The sequence below is a fragment of the Streptomyces sp. NPDC048278 genome, assembly GCF_040652195.1.
Classification (GTDB): Bacteria; Actinomycetota; Actinomycetes; order Streptomycetales; family Streptomycetaceae; genus Streptomyces.
This window is the reverse complement of sequence record NZ_JBEZLP010000001.1, coordinates 221,537-236,821: the sequence shown is the minus strand read 5'-3', so window position 1 is coordinate 236,821 and position 15,285 is coordinate 221,537. Positions and strand designations below refer to the sequence as shown.

Below are 15,285 nucleotides of genomic sequence, written 5' to 3'. Positions count from 1 at the left end.
TGGCGCGGGCTACGGGTGAGGGTGTCCCCGGCGGTCGCGCGCCCACTCGTACGCCAGCACCGCGAGCGCCACCACCAGGGCGCCGAGCAGCCAGCCGCCGAGCACGTCCGAGGGCCAGTGGACGCCGAGCCACACCCGGGTCAGGCCGACGCCCAGAACCGAGACAACGGCCGCGGCCAGCGCCGTACGCCGTAGCGCGGGACCGGCGCCGCAGCGGTGCAGCAGCCACAGCAGCAGGCCGCAGACCACCGTCGCCGTCATGGCGTGGCCGGAGGGGAAGGCCGCGTAAGGAGCGGAGTCGACCGGGTCGGGCCAGGCCGGTCGCGGGCGGTCGACGGCGGCCTTGAGGGACTGCTGGGCGGCCGTACCGAGCGCACAGGTCAGGGCCAGCCACAGCGCGGTCCGCCAGGCCGAGTGCCGCCACACCAGCCACACCGCGACCGCGGCGCACAGCAGGCGCATGGTCAGCGGGTCCCAGACCCAGTCCGCCAGGACGCGCAGCACCTGTGTGGTGCCGTGGTCCGCCACGGCCCAGCGGTGGGTGGCGTCGGCTATGCCCTCGTCCACCGCTACCAGCGGAGGCCACTCGCCGGCGACGAGGGCCAGCAGCAGCGCCGAGGACAGGGCGAGGACGGCGGTCGTGAGAAGGGGAGCAGGGCGGTCGTCGGGCGGGGGGAACATGACGCGATCTTTGCCGAACCATTGCCCGCAGGGCAATTCCTCCGACGGATACGGCTTTATCCGAGGGCGCGCAGACTCGGTACGAGCGCCACCAGCACTGGGATCACCGGGACCAGGGCGGCCGTCGCGGTCAGTCGCAGCCGGTGCCGGGCGGGGAGGCGGTCCGGGGCGGTGAGCAACCGGTCGACCCGCTGCGGGACATGGGCGTGCGGGGTCGGCCCGGGGCCGAACACCCCCCGGTCCTCGTTGAGTTCGACCAGGGCGAGCGCGGTGGTGAGACGGCCGTGGCGCCGCGACGCCACGTCGTCCGCGGCCAGTTCGACCAGTCGGTGCATCTCGTCGCGGAACGCGGCGAACACCGGGATCTGTGGGAACCCGCCCGCCAGCGCGGCCGAGCAGTGCAGCAGCCAGTCGTGCCGGGCCTGCGCGTGGCCCTGCTCGTGGGCGAGGACCGCGTCCAGCTGACGGCCCTTCAGGCGACGCAACGCGGCCGTGGTCACGACGAGTTGGGGCGCCGCTCCGGGCAGCCACCAGGCGTCCGGGCGCTCGCCCTCCAGGACGACGAGCCGGCCGTCGGCCGGTTCCTCGCCGGGCAACAGCGGTGACCGGAGCCGCAGTTCGGCCTGCTGCCGGTTGCGCCTGGCCCTGGCCCGCGCGATCTCCCGCACCAGCATCGCCCCGCTCCACAGCCCGGCGCAGGCGAGGGCCACCGCGGTCACCGCCGCCCACGGGCCGGTCGTGGAGAGCGCGTAGGCGTCCACCACCCCGTTCGGGGCGGTCGCGAACACGTGCCCGCGCACCGCCTGCCAGGCTGCCGCCGCGCTCAGCGTCATCGACAGCGCGCAGCACAGCAGGACGGCCGCCACGACGCACTGCCACACCCACAGCGCGACCACCGGCTCCCGGTCCGTCCAGTCGGCCCGGGCGAGCAGTCGGGGGCCGGCCACGGCGGTCAGGGCGCCGAGCAGCAGCAGTGCCACGGGGACCATCATGGCCAGCACCCTATGAGCGGGGAACCGCTCACGGGTACAGGGCATTACGCCAAAGTGACGCAGGCAACGTCCGTGCCGCGAGTGCCGTCCCCGCCCCCCTCACAGCGCCAGCAGCATCGCCACCATGCCGATCCCCATCGACAGCCGGCACGCCTGGGCCAGCTCGGGCCGGTCGCCCCAGCGGAGGGGCGCTGTCCCGGCGGTGACCGCGACCGGGACGAGCCGCGCCCCGGACAGCAGCACGTAGCCCGTGAAGTAGACCAGCAACACCCCTGTCACCAGGGGGACTCCGGCGCCGCCGTGATGGTGGGCGCCGGGCTCGGCGGCCATCGCCACCGCCATGTAGACCATCGCCGCCGCCCCGACCAGGTGGTGCCGATGGTGCGGGCTGCTGCGGGCGCTCCACAGGGCGCGCAGCGCGGCCGTGCCGAACACCGCCGCGTACAGCGGCCATGTCCACCCCGGCGGGGTGAACACCGTCGCGGGCACGGCCATGGCGGCCATGCCGAACCCCATCAGCGCCTCGCCGCCCGCGGCGCGCCGCTGTTCCCGGACGCTGCTGCGCATCCGCAGCAGGCAGTAGGCGCCGGTCGCCGCGCACAGCGCGACCAGCAGCCAGCCGGGCGAAGCCGGTCCGTGCACGGCGCACCTCCCCGCTCGACGTCGCGTCGATGGATGCGATGCCCCGGCCGTACGGCGCGCACGCGAGCGCAAGGATGTACACGGGGAGCATTCGCCGGAGCACAGCCTGTGAGCAGGGCCGTTCGAGAATGTTTTACGAGTAAAACACATGCTAAATTGATGGGTATGAGCACCGCGACCCCCGCCACCACCCGCCGTCTGCCCCTCGCCGGGGTGCTGCGCCTCGGCCGGCCCTCCGACATCTGGTTCAAGCCCGCCTGCAGCGTGGTCGCCGCGGTCGCCCCGCCCAACCTGGCCCTGCTGGCCCTCGGCCGCCTCGACCTGGCGATGTACACGATGGCCGGATCGCTGTGCGCCCTCTACGGCCACAACCGCCCCTATCCCGCCCGCGCCCGCACCCTGGCCCGGGTGGTCCTCGGCATGGTCGGCGGCCTCGCCGTCGCACTGACCGCGGCCTCGCTCACCACGAACGCGGTCGTCCTGGTGACCGTCGGCGCGCTCATGGCCGCGGTGCAGAAGGCCCTCTGCGACGCCACCCGCGTCGGCCCGCCCGGGAACGTGGTCCTCACCTTCATCAGCTCCGCCTCCCTGTTCGCCCCGCAGACCCTCGGCCAGGTCCCCGGCCACCTCGGCCTCGCCCTCGCCGCGGGCGCCTGGGCCTGGCTGGTCGGCATGGCCCCCGGGCTGCTGCGCCCGCACGGTCCCGAACGCCGGGCCACCGCCCACGCCCTGAACGCCACCGCCGCCTACGCCGACACCCGCGGCACCGGAGTCGGCCACGACCGGGCCCGGGCCGCCGCGGCCGGCGCCGTACAGGCCGCCTGGCAGTCCCTGCTCGCCACCGGCGCCCGCACCGACCGCACCCGCCGCGCCCTCGAACACCTCGTCGTCCGCGCCGAGGTCGCCCTCGCCGCCCCGGCGGACGCCGCCCCGGCGCTGCTGCGCGGCTGGGCCCGCGCGTTGCGCGGCACCCGACGCGTCCCGCGCGTCGCCGGCGCCGACGACGACCTCCTCGGCATCGACGCCGAACGCTCCGTCCCGCAGCGCCCGTTGTGGCACCGGCTCGGCCCGCTCGCACCCCTCGCCGCCCGCACCGCGCTCGGCTGCGCCCTGGCCGGCTACGCCTCCCTCGCCCTCGGCGTCGGCCGCCCCTACTGGGCGCTGGTCACCGCCGCCTCCCTCTACCAGGCCAACACCACCCTCACCTGGAGCCGGGGCGTCCAGCGCGTCGTCGGCAACCTCCTCGGCGTCCTCGTCTTCGCCGCCGTCGTACCGCTCGCCCACCTCCACCCGGCCGTCCTGGTCCTGTGCTGCCTCGCCTTCAACTTCGGCGCCGAGGCCCTGATCGGCCGCAACTACTGGCTCGGCAGCGTCTGCGTCACCCCGATGGCGCTGCTCGTCACCGAGTTCGCCCGCACCCAGGACGCGGGGCAGCTGATCACCGAGCGGGTGGTGGACACCCTGGTCGGCGCGCTCGTCGGCTTCGGCACCGCCGTCGTCGTCACCAACCGCCGGGCCGGCGACCGGATCGAACACGCCCTGACCCGCGTCGAACGGGCCCGCGAAGAGGCCGCCCGCCTGCTCGCCGGGCCGCAGCCGGCCCCGCGCGCCCTGGAGGCCGCCCGCCGCACCCTGTCCGCCGCCCTGGCGGACCTGCGCGCCACGGCCGACGCCGCGTCCGGCGAGTGGTGGCAGCGCGCACTGCCCCAGGAGCGGGTCGTGCTCGCCGAGCAGTCCGGACACCGTACGCTCGCCGCGACGGTACGACGCCAGGGAACGCACTCCTGGGACGGCGCGAGGACTACGGAGGACGTACGGCCATGACGGCGACCAACGGACGACCGGCGGCCGGGAGCGACGCGGACAGAGGCGTGGGAGGAGGCGTGGGCAACGGTGCGGGTGGCGGTGCGGGCAGGGGGGCCGGCAGGGACGACACCGTCGCGGCCGTCGTCCGGCAGTGGCGGAGCGTCCATCCGGCGCTGGACACGGGGCCCATGGAGGTCATCGGCCGGATCAACCGCTGCGCCGCCCTCCTCCAGCAGGCCGAGGACGCCCCGCTGCGCCGGGCCGGCCTCAGCCGCCCCGAGTTCGACCTGCTCGGCGCGCTCCGCCGCACCGGCCACGAGCTGACGCCGAGCGAGCTGGCCAAGGAGACCTTCTCCTCCGGCGCCGCCGTCACCAAACGCCTCAAGCAGCTCAGCGAACGCGGCCTGGTCGAGCGGCGCGGCGACGCCCGGGACCGCAGGGTCGCCCACCTCCGCCTCACCGACGCGGGCCGCGACCTCGTCGATGACATCCTGCCCGAGCAACTCGCCTACGAGACGGCCGTGCTCTCCGTCCTCGCCCCCGAGGGCCAGGGCGAACTGGCGGGACTCCTGGCCGAGTTGCTGGGCCGCCTGGAGGGCCGTATGGGCGCGCTGCGGGCCTGATCCCGCCGGTACGGCCCAGCCCGGCCGACCGTCCTGGACTCCCTGCCCGACGGACCCGCTCAGATCCCCGGCCGGTACCGCAGCGGATGGTCGGCCGGTACCTCCACCAGCACGATCCTGATCCCGTCCGGATCGGCGGTCCACATCTCGACCAGCCCCCACGGCTCCTTCACGGGCGGGCGCACGATCGCGACGCCCTTCGCCACCAGCTCCTCGTGCGCCGCCGTCACGTCCGCGACCTGCAGCCACAGCTGCACGGCAGGCGAGGGCGGCGTGTCCGACCGGCCGGAGACCTCCAGGAACCCGCCGCCGAGGAAGTAGACCGTGCCGCGCTCCCGGCCCTCCCCGAACTCGCGGTAGACGGCGAGCCCGAGCTGCTCCCCGTAGAAGGCGCGGGACCGCTCGGGGTCGGTGGGGTGGATCAGCGTACGGCCGCTCAGCACATGCACCATGCGACCGGAGCGTAGTGGCAGGCCACCGCGGGAGCCGGGAAGGGGACCGGGGGAGCGGGGATAGGCTCGTGACCGGCTCAGCAGCACTGAGATCAGCAGCACGTGAGATCGGAGATCCCGCCCATGGAGAACGCCGCCGCCGGACCGTCCTTCCGCGACGCCACCGACGCCGACGTGGACGTCCTGGTCGCGTTGGTCGAGTCGGCCTACCGGGGCGACGACAGCCGGGTCGGCTGGACCACCGAGGCGGACATCCTGGAGGGGCAGCGGACCGATCCCGAGGGCGTCCTCGAAGTGATCAAGGCACCGGACGGCAAGCTGCTCGTCGTCGAGCAGGGCGGCGGGATCGTCGCCTGCTGCCAGCTCGAACACCGCGGCGACCACGCCTACTTCGGCATGTTCGCGGTGAGCCCCGTCCTCCAGGGCGCCGGTCTCGGCAAGGTCGTCATCGCCGAGGCGGAGCGCCAGGCCCGCGAGGACTGGGGCGTGACGGAGATGCGCATGACGGTGATCTCGGTGCGCGAGGACCTGATCGCCTGGTACGAGCGGCGCGGCTACCGCCGTACGGGGAAGATGACGCCGTTCCCGTACGGCGAGGAGCGCTTCGGCATTCCCCAGCGCGCCGACCTGCAGTTCGAGCTGCTGGTCAAGCCACTGGTGTGAGAGCGCCGGCCGGCGTTCAGGCCGTGAAGCGGGCGGTGCGTTTGATCTCCGGGTAGTCGGTCGTCGCACCGTCCAGCTGGAGGGCGCGCACCAGCCGCAGGTCGTCCTGGGTGTTCACCACCCAGCCGATCACCCGCAGGTCCGCCTTGCGGGCGTGCTCGACGACCTCCAGGGTCATCCGGCGGATGTTCAGGCAGAGGGTCGCGGCCCCCGCCTCCTGGGCCCGCTCCACGACGTCGGTGCCGTACCGGCTGGCGATCAGCGCGGTGCGCACCCCGGGTACCAGCCGGGCGATCTCGGCGACCGCCTCGTCGTGGAACGAGGACACCTCCACCCGGGAGACCAGGTCCCGCCGCTGCATGACCTCGGCCAGCGCGCGGGCCGCGGCCACGTCCTTGATCTCGGCCTGCAACGGTGTCCGCACCGCGTCCAGGACCTCCTCGAACACCGGCACCCGCTCGCCCCGGCCGGCGTCGAGACCGCGCAGCTCCTCCAGGGTCTTCTCGGCGATCGGGCCGGTGCCGTCGGTCGTGCGGTCCACCTCCGCGTCGTGCATGACGACCAGGGCGCCGTCCTTGCTGAGGTGGAGATCGAGTTCGATCAGGTCGAGGCCGGCCTGCTGGGCGGCGACGAAGGAACGGAGGGTGTTCTCGGGCTCGACGCCCATGACTCCGCGGTGACCGATGGTAAGGAAGTTCAAGATTCAACTCGCTTCCGTCGACGGCGGCGATGGGTGCAGGCGCGCGAACCGTACGACGGGACGTCGCTGTCCACGCGGCTGGGCGCAGCCTAATGGCCGCCCGTCGCGATGAACCCGTACGTACACGAGGGGATTGGTGTGCCGGGTGCGCGGCACCTGGCCCGTGCCCCGGTCGGCGGTCACCCGGTGGTGGGCGCGTCTCCCCGCGCATTGACCGGCCGGATCCCGACGGTCCTCCGGAGCTGACGCCCCGTCACCGGACGTAGTGAATGTGAGCGCCTTCACGGTTTCGCACAGGAAAAAGCGCGGTGAAGTCGGGATGCCACAGGATAATTTCCTGATCACCCCCTTGCTGGGAGAAAGCCTGTATGCATACGGTGTCCTTACGGAAGCTTCTCCCGTGGAGGATGGGTCATGACGGAAATTCTTGTGCAGGTGGGTTCGGAGGAGCAGGTTCCTCCCGTGACCAGGGTGGTCGAGCACCCGGCGTGGCCCGTGCTCAAGGATGCCGTGGAGCGGATCCGGCCATGGCAGTCGAAGGACGGCTCCATCGACCTCGACGCCGAGGGCGCGCCCGCGCGGGCCGACGCCGAGGCGGCCGTACGGCGTGTCGCCGAGGCCGTGGAAGAGCTGTCCCCGCTGCTCCCGCACGACGCCGACTACCACAAGGCACTGGTGACGGACCTGCGGCGCTGGGCCGTCGGCGGCTTCCAGGTGCCCGACTTCCTCGACTCGCTGCTCGCCTTCCAGCCCGCCGCGGGCCGCGCGGACGGCCTCCAGCACCTGGTCGTCTTCCCGATGTACACGCAGAACGGCAACCCGGACCGCAACCTGGAGGCGGTCGTGTTGCGCATGGTCTGGCCGGACTGGCTGGCCGAGCTGGAGCGCACCCGGTACGACAACCCGCTGTTCTGCGGCATCACCTTCGAGGACTTCACGGCCGGGTACGACACCAACTCCGCCGTCCTCTTCCCGGAGACCATCGCCGTACGCGAGGCGCCGGAACGATTCTCCTGGGGCGGCATCTTCTGCGACCGCGAGGCCGCCCGCTTCCGCCGGGTCACCGACGCGGCCGTCGGCATCCTGGGCCTGGAACTGCCCGCGGACGTCGCCGCGATGGTCCACGACCAGAAGCGCTGCGAGGAGGCCTTCGTCCTGTGGGACATGGTCCACGACCGCACCCACAGCCACGGCGACCTGCCGTTCGACCCGTTCATGATCAAGCAGCGCCAGCCGTTCTGGATGTACGGCCTGGAGGAGCTGCGCTGCGACCTCACCGCCTTCAAGGAGGCCGTGAAGCTCCAGACGGACGGCGTTCCGCAGGCCCGTGACGTGCAGTACGCGGTCCTCTTCGACCGCATGTTCCGCTTCCCGGTCACCGGCGACCGCGTCCGCAACTACGACGGGCTCGGCGGCCAGCTGCTCTTCGCCTACCTGCACAAGCACGACGTCGTCCGCTGGACCGACAACAAGCTCGCCGTCGACTGGGAGCGCGCCCCGCAGGTCACCAACCAGCTGTGCGCCGAGATCGAGAAGCTGTACAAGGACGGCATCGACCGCCCGAAGCTCGTCCACTGGTTCGCCGGGTACGAGCTGGTCGCCACCTACCTCGCCCCGCACCCCGGCTCGAAGTGGGCCAAGGGCCCGGACGCCCTGGACCTGAGCCTGCCGCCGCGCAAGCTCGTGGACGACGTGCTTCCGGACGAGTTTCCGCTGAGCATGTTCTACGAGGCCCTGTCCAAGAAACTGAAGAACGTGATCGCCGAGACCAAGGGCATCACGGCGGACAGCGCCGAGCCGGTCGCCGCGTGAGCGACCGGCGGCGGAACACTGCTCAAGAGGGGAAGCACATGGCGGGCAACGGGTCTCTCAGTGGTGCGGTGATCGCGGTGGCCGGGGCGGGCGGACCCGCCGGGCACGCGACGCTGGTCAGGCTGGCGGAGGCGGGCGCGACCGTCGTCGGCGCCGACAACAGTCCCGAGCGCCTGGCGGAGGCCGTGGACGCGGCCCGGTACGCGGGCGGCGGCGCCGTGGTCACCGGCGAGACGGTCGACCTGCTCGACCTGGAGTCGACCCGGGCCTGGGCCGACCGCATCGAGAAGGACCACGGCCGCATCGACGGCCTGGTCCACCTGGTCGGCGGCTGGCGCGGCAGCGCCACCTTCACCGAGACCGACCTCGCCGACTGGGACCTGCTGGAGAAGCTGCTGATCCGCACCGTCCAGCACACCTCCCTGGCCTTCTACGACGCCCTGCTGCGCAGCGAGCGCGGCCGGTACGTGCTGATCAGCGCCGCGGGCGCGTCGAAGCCCACCGCCGGCAACGCCGCCTACTCCGCGGCCAAGGCCGCCGCCGAGGCCTGGACGCTCGCCATGGCCGACGGCTTCCGCAAGGCCGGGATCACCGAGGGCTCCGAGGGCCCCACCTCCGCTGCTGCGATCCTGGTGGTGAAGGCGTTGGTGCACGACGCGATGCGCGCCGAGCGGCCCAACGCGAAGTTCGCGGGCTTCACGGACGTCAAGGACCTCGCCGAGGCGGTCGAGGGCGTCTGGAGCAGGTCCGCCGCCGAAGTGAACGGAAACCGTCTGTGGCTGACCGAGAAGCCGTGAACCCCCCCAGGACCGACGCGCGTCGCCACCACGACCCCCAGGTCCGCGGTTTCGCCAGTGACAACTACGCCGGAGCCCACCCCGAGGTGCTGGCCGCCCTGGCCCTCGCCAACGGCGGCCACCAGGTGGCGTACGGCGAGGACGAGTACACGGAGAACCTCCAGCGGATCGTCCGCAGCCACTTCGGGGCGACGGCGGAGGCCTTCCCGGTCTTCAACGGCACCGGTGCGAACGTCGTCGCGCTCCAGGCGGTCACCGACCGCTGGGGCGCGGTGATCTGCGCCGAGAGCGCGCACATCAACGTCGACGAGGGCGGCGCCCCCGAGCGCATGGGCGGCCTCAAGCTGCTCACCGTCCCCACCCCCGACGGCAAACTCACCCCGGACCTCATCGACCGGCAGGCGTACGGCTGGGACGACGAGCACCGGGCGATGCCCCAGGTGGTGTCGATCACCCAGAGCACCGAGCTGGGCACCCTGTACACGCCCGACGAGATCCGCGCGATCTGCGAGCACGCCCACGCGCACGGCATGAAGGTGCACCTGGACGGCTCCCGGATAGCCAACGCGGCGGCCTCCCTGGACGTCCCGATGCGCACGTTCACCAACGCCGTCGGCGTCGACATCCTCTCCCTGGGCGGCACCAAGAACGGCGCGATCTTCGGCGAGGCGGTCGTGGTGATCAACCAGGACGCCGTCAGCCACATGAAGCACCTGCGCAAGCTGTCCATGCAGCTCGCCTCCAAGATGCGCTTCGTGTCGGTGCAGTTGGAGGCGCTGCTCGCCAAGGACCTGTGGCTGCGCAACGCCCGGCACGCCAACGGGATGGCCCAGCGGCTCGCCGAGGGCGTCCGGGCCGTGCACGGCGTGGAGATCCTCCACCCGGTGCAGGCCAACGGCGTCTTCGCGCGGCTCCCGCACGACGTGAGCCTGCGCCTGCAGAAGCGCTTCCGGTTCTACTTCTGGGACGAGGCGGCCGGTGACGTCCGCTGGATGTGCGCCTTCGACACGTCCGAGGAGGACGTGGACGCGTTCGTGGCGGCGCTCAAGGAGGAGATGGCGCGCTGAGCGCTCCGCGGGAAGCGCCGCCGCCCCTGACAGGACGCTGTCGGGACGCCTGCTGCATAGATATGCGACCACCCGGAAAGTCATTGACGCTCGGGTGGTCGCATTCCTATGCTCTGCGGGCATGGAGCTGATCCAGAACAACGCCGACCTCTCCGCGTACTTGGCCGCTGACGAGGCCATCGACCATCGTCATCCCCTGGTCCGGGAGACGGCCGCCCGGCTGGCCGCAGAAGCCGAGGACTCGTATGACTATGCGCGCGCCGCGTATGAGTTCGTGCGCGACGCCATCCCGCACTCACAGGACTCCGGCGACCTGCGGGTGACCTGGCGGGCCTCGGACGTGCTGGCGCGGCGCACCGGGATCTGTCATGCCAAGTCCCATGCCCTGGCCGCCCTGCTGCGGGCCGAGGACATCCCCACCGCCCTGTGCTACCAGCGCCTGACGCACGACGGCGGAGGTCATGTCGTGCACGGCCTGGTCGCCGTCCGCTTCAACGGCGCCTGGCACCGGCAGGACCCGCGCGGCAACAGACCCGACCTCGACGCCCGGTTCTCCCTCGACGGCGAACGGCTGGCCTGGGTCCCGGACCCTCGGTCCAGTGAGATGGACTATCCGGTCCTGTACGCTGAACCACATCCGGTCGTGCTCGGCGCCCTCAGAGCGGCGCCGGACCGCCCGCACCTCTGGAAGACGCTCCCCACCGCACTCTGAGGCAAGGCAGATGACTCTCACGCTCACCGTGTCCGACGAGGTACGCGCCCTCGCACCCGGCTTCACACACCTCGCCGTCGAGGCCCACGGCCTGGTCAACGGACCCAGTACGGAGGCGAGTTCGGCCCTCCTCGACGACGCGGCCCGGCGGCTGGCCGTACGCCTCGACGGGCGTGCCCCGCACGAGGACCCGCACATGGTGGCCTGGCGGGCCGCCTACACGGCCTTCGGTTCCAAGCCCTCCCGCACCCGCAACTCCGCCGAGGCGCTGGCCAAGCGTGCCCTCGCGGACGGCGGCCTGCCCCGGATCAACCTGCTCGTGGACCTCTACAACGCCATCAGCGTCGCCCACCTGATCCCGGTCGGCGGTGAGGACCTCGACCTGATCCAGGGCGGTATGCGCCTCGTACGCGCCACGGGCGATGAGGACTTCGTGACCGTGGCCGGGGGCGAGGAGACCGTCGAGCACCCCGACGCCGGCGAGGTCGTGTGGTGCGACGACGCCGGAGTCACCTGCCGCCGCTGGAACTGGCGCCAGGGCCCGCGCACCCGCCTCACCGAGCGGACGGCCTCGGCCCTCTTCCTGCTGGAGACCCTCGCCCCGATGCCGGTGCCGGAGGTGGCCGCGGCGGGCGCCGAACTCGCGGAACTGCTGGAGAAGTTCAGCCCCGGCGCCCGCATCGAGGTGCGCGCGCCCGAGTCGGCGGGCTGAGGCTCAGACCGCCTCGGCGGCCTTCAGCTGGTCCAGCGTGGGAGCCGTGCCGCCCAGGTGCGCCGGGAGCCACCAGGCGTCGCTCGCGTCCTTCGGTCGGGCCGGGTAGGCGCGCTGGGCGGCGTCGAGGAGCTCCTGGACGCGCTCGCGCAGCCGACGGGTGATGGCGCCCGCGTACTGGTCCCGGGGGGCTTCGACCGGCTCGCCGACCCGGATGGTGACGGGCAGGTGGTTCCGCTTGAAGTTGCGCGGCTGGCCCTTGGTCCAGATGCGCTGGGTGCCCCACAGCGCCATCGGGACGAGCGGGACGCCGGCTTCCTGCGCGAGCCGCGCGGCACCCGACTTGAAGCTCTTCAGCGTGAAGGACTGGGAGATCGTGGCCTCCGGGAAGACCCCCACGATCTCACCGGACTTGAGCGACTCCAGCGCGTGCTGGTAGGCGGCCTCACCCTGCTTGCGGTCCACCGGGATGTGCTTCATGCCGCGCATCAGCGGGCCGGAGATCCGGTGCCGGAACACCGACTCCTTCGCCATGAACCGCACCAGGCGCTTCTGCGGGAGGGCCGCGAGGCCGTCGAAGACGAAGTCCAGGTAGCTGATGTGATTGCTCACCAGCACGGCGCCGCCCGAGCGCGGGATGTTCTCCGAACCCTGGCAGTCGATCTTGAGGTCCCAGACCTTGAACAACGTCTTGGCGAAACCGATGACGGGACGGTAGACCAGCTCTGGCATGGGCGGGGCGGACCCTTTCTGCTCTGCCTGGGAAAGGGGCTCCCGGCGGGAAGTTACGGAGCCGTAGGTTTACGGCGTCTCGCAGATGGTGCCCGAAGAACGGACGGGGAGCCAGCCCTGGTGCCCTGGCGCGGCGAGATCCTCGTCACGTTGGGCCCCTTGATCCACCTCGCGCTTTTAACGATCCTTTACTCCGGGCGGACCGTCAACCGCCGCATGAGCAGGAACATCTCGCAGCCCAGGCAGTACCCGAACGCCGCATTGAGAAAGGCCGCGGCGAGCGCGAGCCCGGTCGCCGCGAGGCCCAACCACGCCGGGCCCAGCGCGAATCCGACCAGACCGAGCCCCGCGAAGACCAGTCCGACCGCCTGTGCGAACCGCGGGGGCTCCGGCGCCTCGAACTCCGTCGGGGGAGCGAGCCGCGGTCGTACGAGTGCCCGGAAGGCCCAGCCGTACGGCGAGCGGCTCACGCCGCCGGCCGCGCCGAGCGCGAACGCCAGCGTCTGCCAGGCGAGGAGCCAGGGGCTCCGGGTGATCAGCGCGACGGCCAGTACGACCGTCGTCACGGCCGCCGCGAACCGCGGCCCACGTGCGTCGATGTCCATGAACCAAGGATTCCGCCTCGCGGGCCGGTAGGGGAGCCGGGAATCTTTGCAGTCTCGTGAACGCTTTTCCTGGAGGTGGGCCGTCTCGTGGATCCTTGTCCGGTGATGACCGGACTCGTGGTGTGCGTGACGGTGCTCGCGGCGGCGAGCGTCTACGGAGTGCTGCACAGGCGGCGGAGCGGGAGGGTACGGGTGCGCGGGCGCGACGACGGCAAGCGGCTCGGGGCGGCCGAACTCGGCGGCGAACTGGGTGAACGGGCCACACTGGTGCAGTTCTCCAGCGCCTTCTGCGCCCCCTGCCGGGCCACCCGGCGGGTGCTGGGCGAGGTCGCCGGGATGGTCCCCGGGGTCACCCACGTCGAGATCGACGCCGAGGCGCACCTGGACCTCGTACGCGAACTGGAGATCCTCAAGACCCCCACCGTGCTGGTGCTCGACGCGGACGGCCGGGTGGTGCGCAGGGCCACCGGACAGCCCCGCAGGGCCGACGTCATCGCCGCGCTGGGCGAGGCGGTCTGACGGGTATGCCGATGACGGTGAGGCACCTCCCATATCCCGGAACGTACTTGACTGGGCGCACCACCTATCGTCAGCCTGACTGTATGCCTCAGGAACTCCTTCTCTTCGGCCGGGTGCACGTGGACCTGGCCCGAACCGCGAGCGCGCGCTGTCCGGACTGTTGAGCAGCCACGGACCCGACCGCCGCCCCTCGCAGAAGGACAACTCCATGACGGCCACGCCTGACCTCGGCACTCCTCAGCTCGCCTCGCCCGACCTGCTCCGCTCCGCTTTCCGGCGGCACGCGGCCGGTGTGGCGGTGATCACCGCGCGTGGCGCCGACGGCCCGGTCGGCTTCACCGCCACCTCCCTCACCTCCGTCTCCGCAGAGCCCCCGATGGTCTCCTTCGGCGTCGGCACGGGCGCCTCCAGCTGGCCCGCGATATCCACCGCCGAGCACATCGGCGTCCACATCCTCGGCGAGCACCAGGCGGAGCTCGCGGCCACCTTCGCGCGCAGCGGCGCCGACCGGTTCGGGGCGCCCACCGACTGGCGCGACGGCCATGCGGGCGTCCCGGTCCTCGACGACGTGCTGGTGTGGCTGGTGTGCCGGATCGTGGCGCGGGTGCCGGCCGGCGACCACCGCATCGTGCTGGCCGAGGTGCTCGTCGGCGATCCCTCCCGCGCCGGCCGGCCGCTCCTCTACCACCAGGGTGGCTTCAACGGCCTGCGGGACTGATCACACGGCTCCCGTTCCGCGGATCACGCACCCCTCGTTCTGCGAGCGCGTCGAGTTCCGGTTACGCTGCGTTGCGAAGGTCACAGTTCAAAGCGCTTGCTTAGCGGGCATGGACTGGCTGTACTGGTGAGTAATATTTCGTTCGGAGCGCACGGCCGCCCCGACCGGGATGAGCCGCTTGAGGCGCCTATGCTGCCTGCAAGAGGCAGCCCAGAAAAGACGATGCAGTAGGAGAGCCGGCGTGAGCCTGAGGATCGTTGTCACTGTGAAGTACGTGCCCGACGCCACTGGCGACCGGCACTTCGCCGATGACCTGACCGTCGACCGTGACGACGTGGACGGTCTCCTCTCCGAGCTGGACGAGTACGCGGTCGAGCAGGCGCTGCAGATCTCGGAGAATTCCGACGACGACGTCGAGGTGACCGTTTTGACGGTGGGTCCCGAGGACGCCAAGGACGCGCTGCGCAAGGCGTTGTCGATGGGTGCGGACAAGGCGATCCACGTCGAGGACGACGACCTGCACGGTACCGACGCGATCGGCACCTCGCTGGTTTTGGCGAAGGCGATCGAGAAGGCCGGCTTCGACCTGGTGGTCTCGGGTATGGCCTCGACCGACGGCACCGCGGGTGTGGTTCCCGCGCTGCTGGCGGAGCGGCTGGGTGTCCCGCAGGTGACCCTGCTCTCCGAGGTGTCGGTCGCGGGCGGCACCGTGAAGGGCCGTCGTGACGGGGATGCGGCCTCGGAGCAGCTGGAGGCTTCGCTTCCGGCGGTGGTGTCGGTGACCGACCAGTCGGGTGAGGCGCGTTACCCGTCGTTCAAGGGCATCATGGCCGCGAAGAAGAAGCCGGTTCAGGCCTGGGACCTGTCCGACCTCGGTCTGGAGGCGGAGGAGGTCGGTCTGGAGGGTGCCTGGACGGCGGTCCAGGATGCCACCGCGCGTCCGGCCCGTACGGCGGGCACGATCGTCAAGGACGAGGGCGAGGGCGGCAAGCAGCTCGCCGAGTTCCTCGCGGGCCAGAAGTTCATCTGAGCCCCGCAGTCGCCGACCGCCC

18 protein-coding genes are annotated in these 15,285 nt (G+C 72.0%); 11 read left to right on the top strand and 7 right to left on the bottom strand.

Going from position 1 to position 15,285, the window contains the following annotated elements; all coding sequences use genetic code 11:
• Window positions 1–9: 9 nt before the first annotated feature.
• From AB0D74_RS01140 to AB0D74_RS01130, 3 genes are all read right to left on the bottom strand, one after another.
• A complete protein-coding gene (locus tag AB0D74_RS01140) occupies window positions 10–681 on the bottom strand; it encodes a phosphatase PAP2 family protein (RefSeq protein ID WP_362578829.1) in 672 nt (223 codons plus the stop codon).
• A gap of 56 nt (window positions 682–737) precedes the next feature.
• Window positions 738–1,673 carry a M56 family metallopeptidase gene (locus AB0D74_RS01135; protein ID WP_362578826.1) on the bottom strand — a complete coding sequence of 312 codons (936 nt, stop codon included), beginning with the start codon at window positions 1,671–1,673 and terminating at the stop codon, window positions 738–740.
• 99 nt (window positions 1,674–1,772) lie between these two features.
• Window positions 1,773–2,315: a DUF5134 domain-containing protein gene (locus AB0D74_RS01130; RefSeq protein ID WP_362578823.1), complete on the bottom strand. Its 543-nt coding sequence runs from the start codon at window positions 2,313–2,315 to the stop codon at window positions 1,773–1,775.
• Between the two features lie 165 nt (window positions 2,316–2,480).
• On the opposite strand from AB0D74_RS01130, the gene AB0D74_RS01125 reads away from it, so the two are divergent.
• Together AB0D74_RS01125 and AB0D74_RS01120 are read left to right on the top strand one after the other, a co-directional pair.
• Complete coding sequence (locus AB0D74_RS01125; RefSeq protein WP_362578820.1) at window positions 2,481–4,139, top strand: FUSC family protein; 1,659 nt, start codon at window positions 2,481–2,483, stop codon at window positions 4,137–4,139.
• Entirely contained in the window at window positions 4,136–4,744 is a 609-nt protein-coding gene (locus AB0D74_RS01120) for a MarR family transcriptional regulator (protein WP_362578817.1), read from the top strand. The genes AB0D74_RS01125 and AB0D74_RS01120 overlap by 4 nt, the downstream gene beginning before the upstream one ends.
• A gap of 59 nt (window positions 4,745–4,803) precedes the next feature.
• Here the strand turns inward: AB0D74_RS01120 and AB0D74_RS01115 are convergent, their stop codons facing one another.
• Window positions 4,804–5,196, bottom strand: a complete 393-nt coding sequence (locus AB0D74_RS01115; RefSeq protein WP_362578814.1) for a VOC family protein — start codon at window positions 5,194–5,196, stop codon at window positions 4,804–4,806.
• Between the two features lie 123 nt (window positions 5,197–5,319).
• On the opposite strand from AB0D74_RS01115, the gene AB0D74_RS01110 reads away from it, so the two are divergent.
• Window positions 5,320–5,859 carry a GNAT family N-acetyltransferase gene (locus AB0D74_RS01110; RefSeq protein ID WP_362580131.1) on the top strand — a complete coding sequence of 180 codons (540 nt, stop codon included), beginning with the start codon at window positions 5,320–5,322 and terminating at the stop codon, window positions 5,857–5,859.
• A 16-nt stretch (window positions 5,860–5,875) separates the two neighbouring features.
• On the opposite strand, the gene AB0D74_RS01105 is transcribed toward AB0D74_RS01110, so the two are convergent.
• On the bottom strand, window positions 5,876–6,559 hold the full coding sequence (locus tag AB0D74_RS01105; protein ID WP_362578811.1) for a glycerophosphodiester phosphodiesterase family protein: 684 nt from the start codon (window positions 6,557–6,559) through the stop codon (window positions 5,876–5,878).
• Window positions 6,560–6,973: 414 nt separating this feature from the next.
• Between AB0D74_RS01105 and AB0D74_RS01100 the strand changes: the two genes are divergently transcribed.
• From AB0D74_RS01100 to AB0D74_RS01080, 5 genes are all read left to right on the top strand, one after another.
• Window positions 6,974–8,371 carry a DUF6421 family protein gene (locus AB0D74_RS01100; RefSeq protein ID WP_362578808.1) on the top strand — a complete coding sequence of 466 codons (1,398 nt, stop codon included), beginning with the start codon at window positions 6,974–6,976 and terminating at the stop codon, window positions 8,369–8,371.
• Between the two features lie 38 nt (window positions 8,372–8,409).
• Complete coding sequence (locus AB0D74_RS01095; protein WP_362578805.1) at window positions 8,410–9,168, top strand: SDR family oxidoreductase; 759 nt, start codon at window positions 8,410–8,412, stop codon at window positions 9,166–9,168.
• On the top strand, window positions 9,165–10,235 hold the full coding sequence (locus tag AB0D74_RS01090) for a low specificity L-threonine aldolase (RefSeq protein WP_362578802.1): 1,071 nt from the start codon (window positions 9,165–9,167) through the stop codon (window positions 10,233–10,235). The genes AB0D74_RS01095 and AB0D74_RS01090 overlap by 4 nt, the downstream gene beginning before the upstream one ends.
• Window positions 10,236–10,356: 121 nt before the next feature.
• Window positions 10,357–10,947 (top strand): transglutaminase family protein, encoded by a 591-nt coding sequence (locus AB0D74_RS01085; protein ID WP_362578799.1) that lies wholly within the window; start codon window positions 10,357–10,359, stop codon window positions 10,945–10,947.
• Window positions 10,948–10,957: 10 nt separating this feature from the next.
• On the top strand, window positions 10,958–11,659 hold the full coding sequence (locus AB0D74_RS01080) for a phenylalanine--tRNA ligase beta subunit-related protein (RefSeq protein WP_362578796.1): 702 nt from the start codon (window positions 10,958–10,960) through the stop codon (window positions 11,657–11,659).
• A gap of 3 nt (window positions 11,660–11,662) precedes the next feature.
• Here the strand turns inward: AB0D74_RS01080 and AB0D74_RS01075 are convergent, their stop codons facing one another.
• Window positions 11,663–12,391 carry a lysophospholipid acyltransferase family protein gene (locus AB0D74_RS01075; protein ID WP_362578793.1) on the bottom strand — a complete coding sequence of 243 codons (729 nt, stop codon included), beginning with the start codon at window positions 12,389–12,391 and terminating at the stop codon, window positions 11,663–11,665.
• Between the two features lie 188 nt (window positions 12,392–12,579).
• On the bottom strand, window positions 12,580–12,996 hold the full coding sequence (locus AB0D74_RS01070) for a DUF4395 domain-containing protein (protein ID WP_362578790.1): 417 nt from the start codon (window positions 12,994–12,996) through the stop codon (window positions 12,580–12,582).
• A 105-nt stretch (window positions 12,997–13,101) separates the two neighbouring features.
• Here AB0D74_RS01070 and AB0D74_RS01065 point away from each other — a divergent pair, with 105 nt between their 5' ends.
• From AB0D74_RS01065 to AB0D74_RS01055, 3 genes are all read left to right on the top strand, one after another.
• Window positions 13,102–13,515 (top strand): thioredoxin family protein, encoded by a 414-nt coding sequence (locus AB0D74_RS01065; RefSeq protein ID WP_362580129.1) that lies wholly within the window; start codon window positions 13,102–13,104, stop codon window positions 13,513–13,515.
• 208 nt (window positions 13,516–13,723) lie between these two features.
• Entirely contained in the window at window positions 13,724–14,233 is a 510-nt protein-coding gene (locus AB0D74_RS01060; protein WP_362578787.1) for a flavin reductase family protein, read from the top strand.
• A 241-nt stretch (window positions 14,234–14,474) separates the two neighbouring features.
• Window positions 14,475–15,263 carry an electron transfer flavoprotein subunit beta/FixA family protein gene (locus AB0D74_RS01055; protein WP_362578784.1) on the top strand — a complete coding sequence of 263 codons (789 nt, stop codon included), beginning with the start codon at window positions 14,475–14,477 and terminating at the stop codon, window positions 15,261–15,263.
• Window positions 15,264–15,285 lie beyond the last annotated feature (22 nt).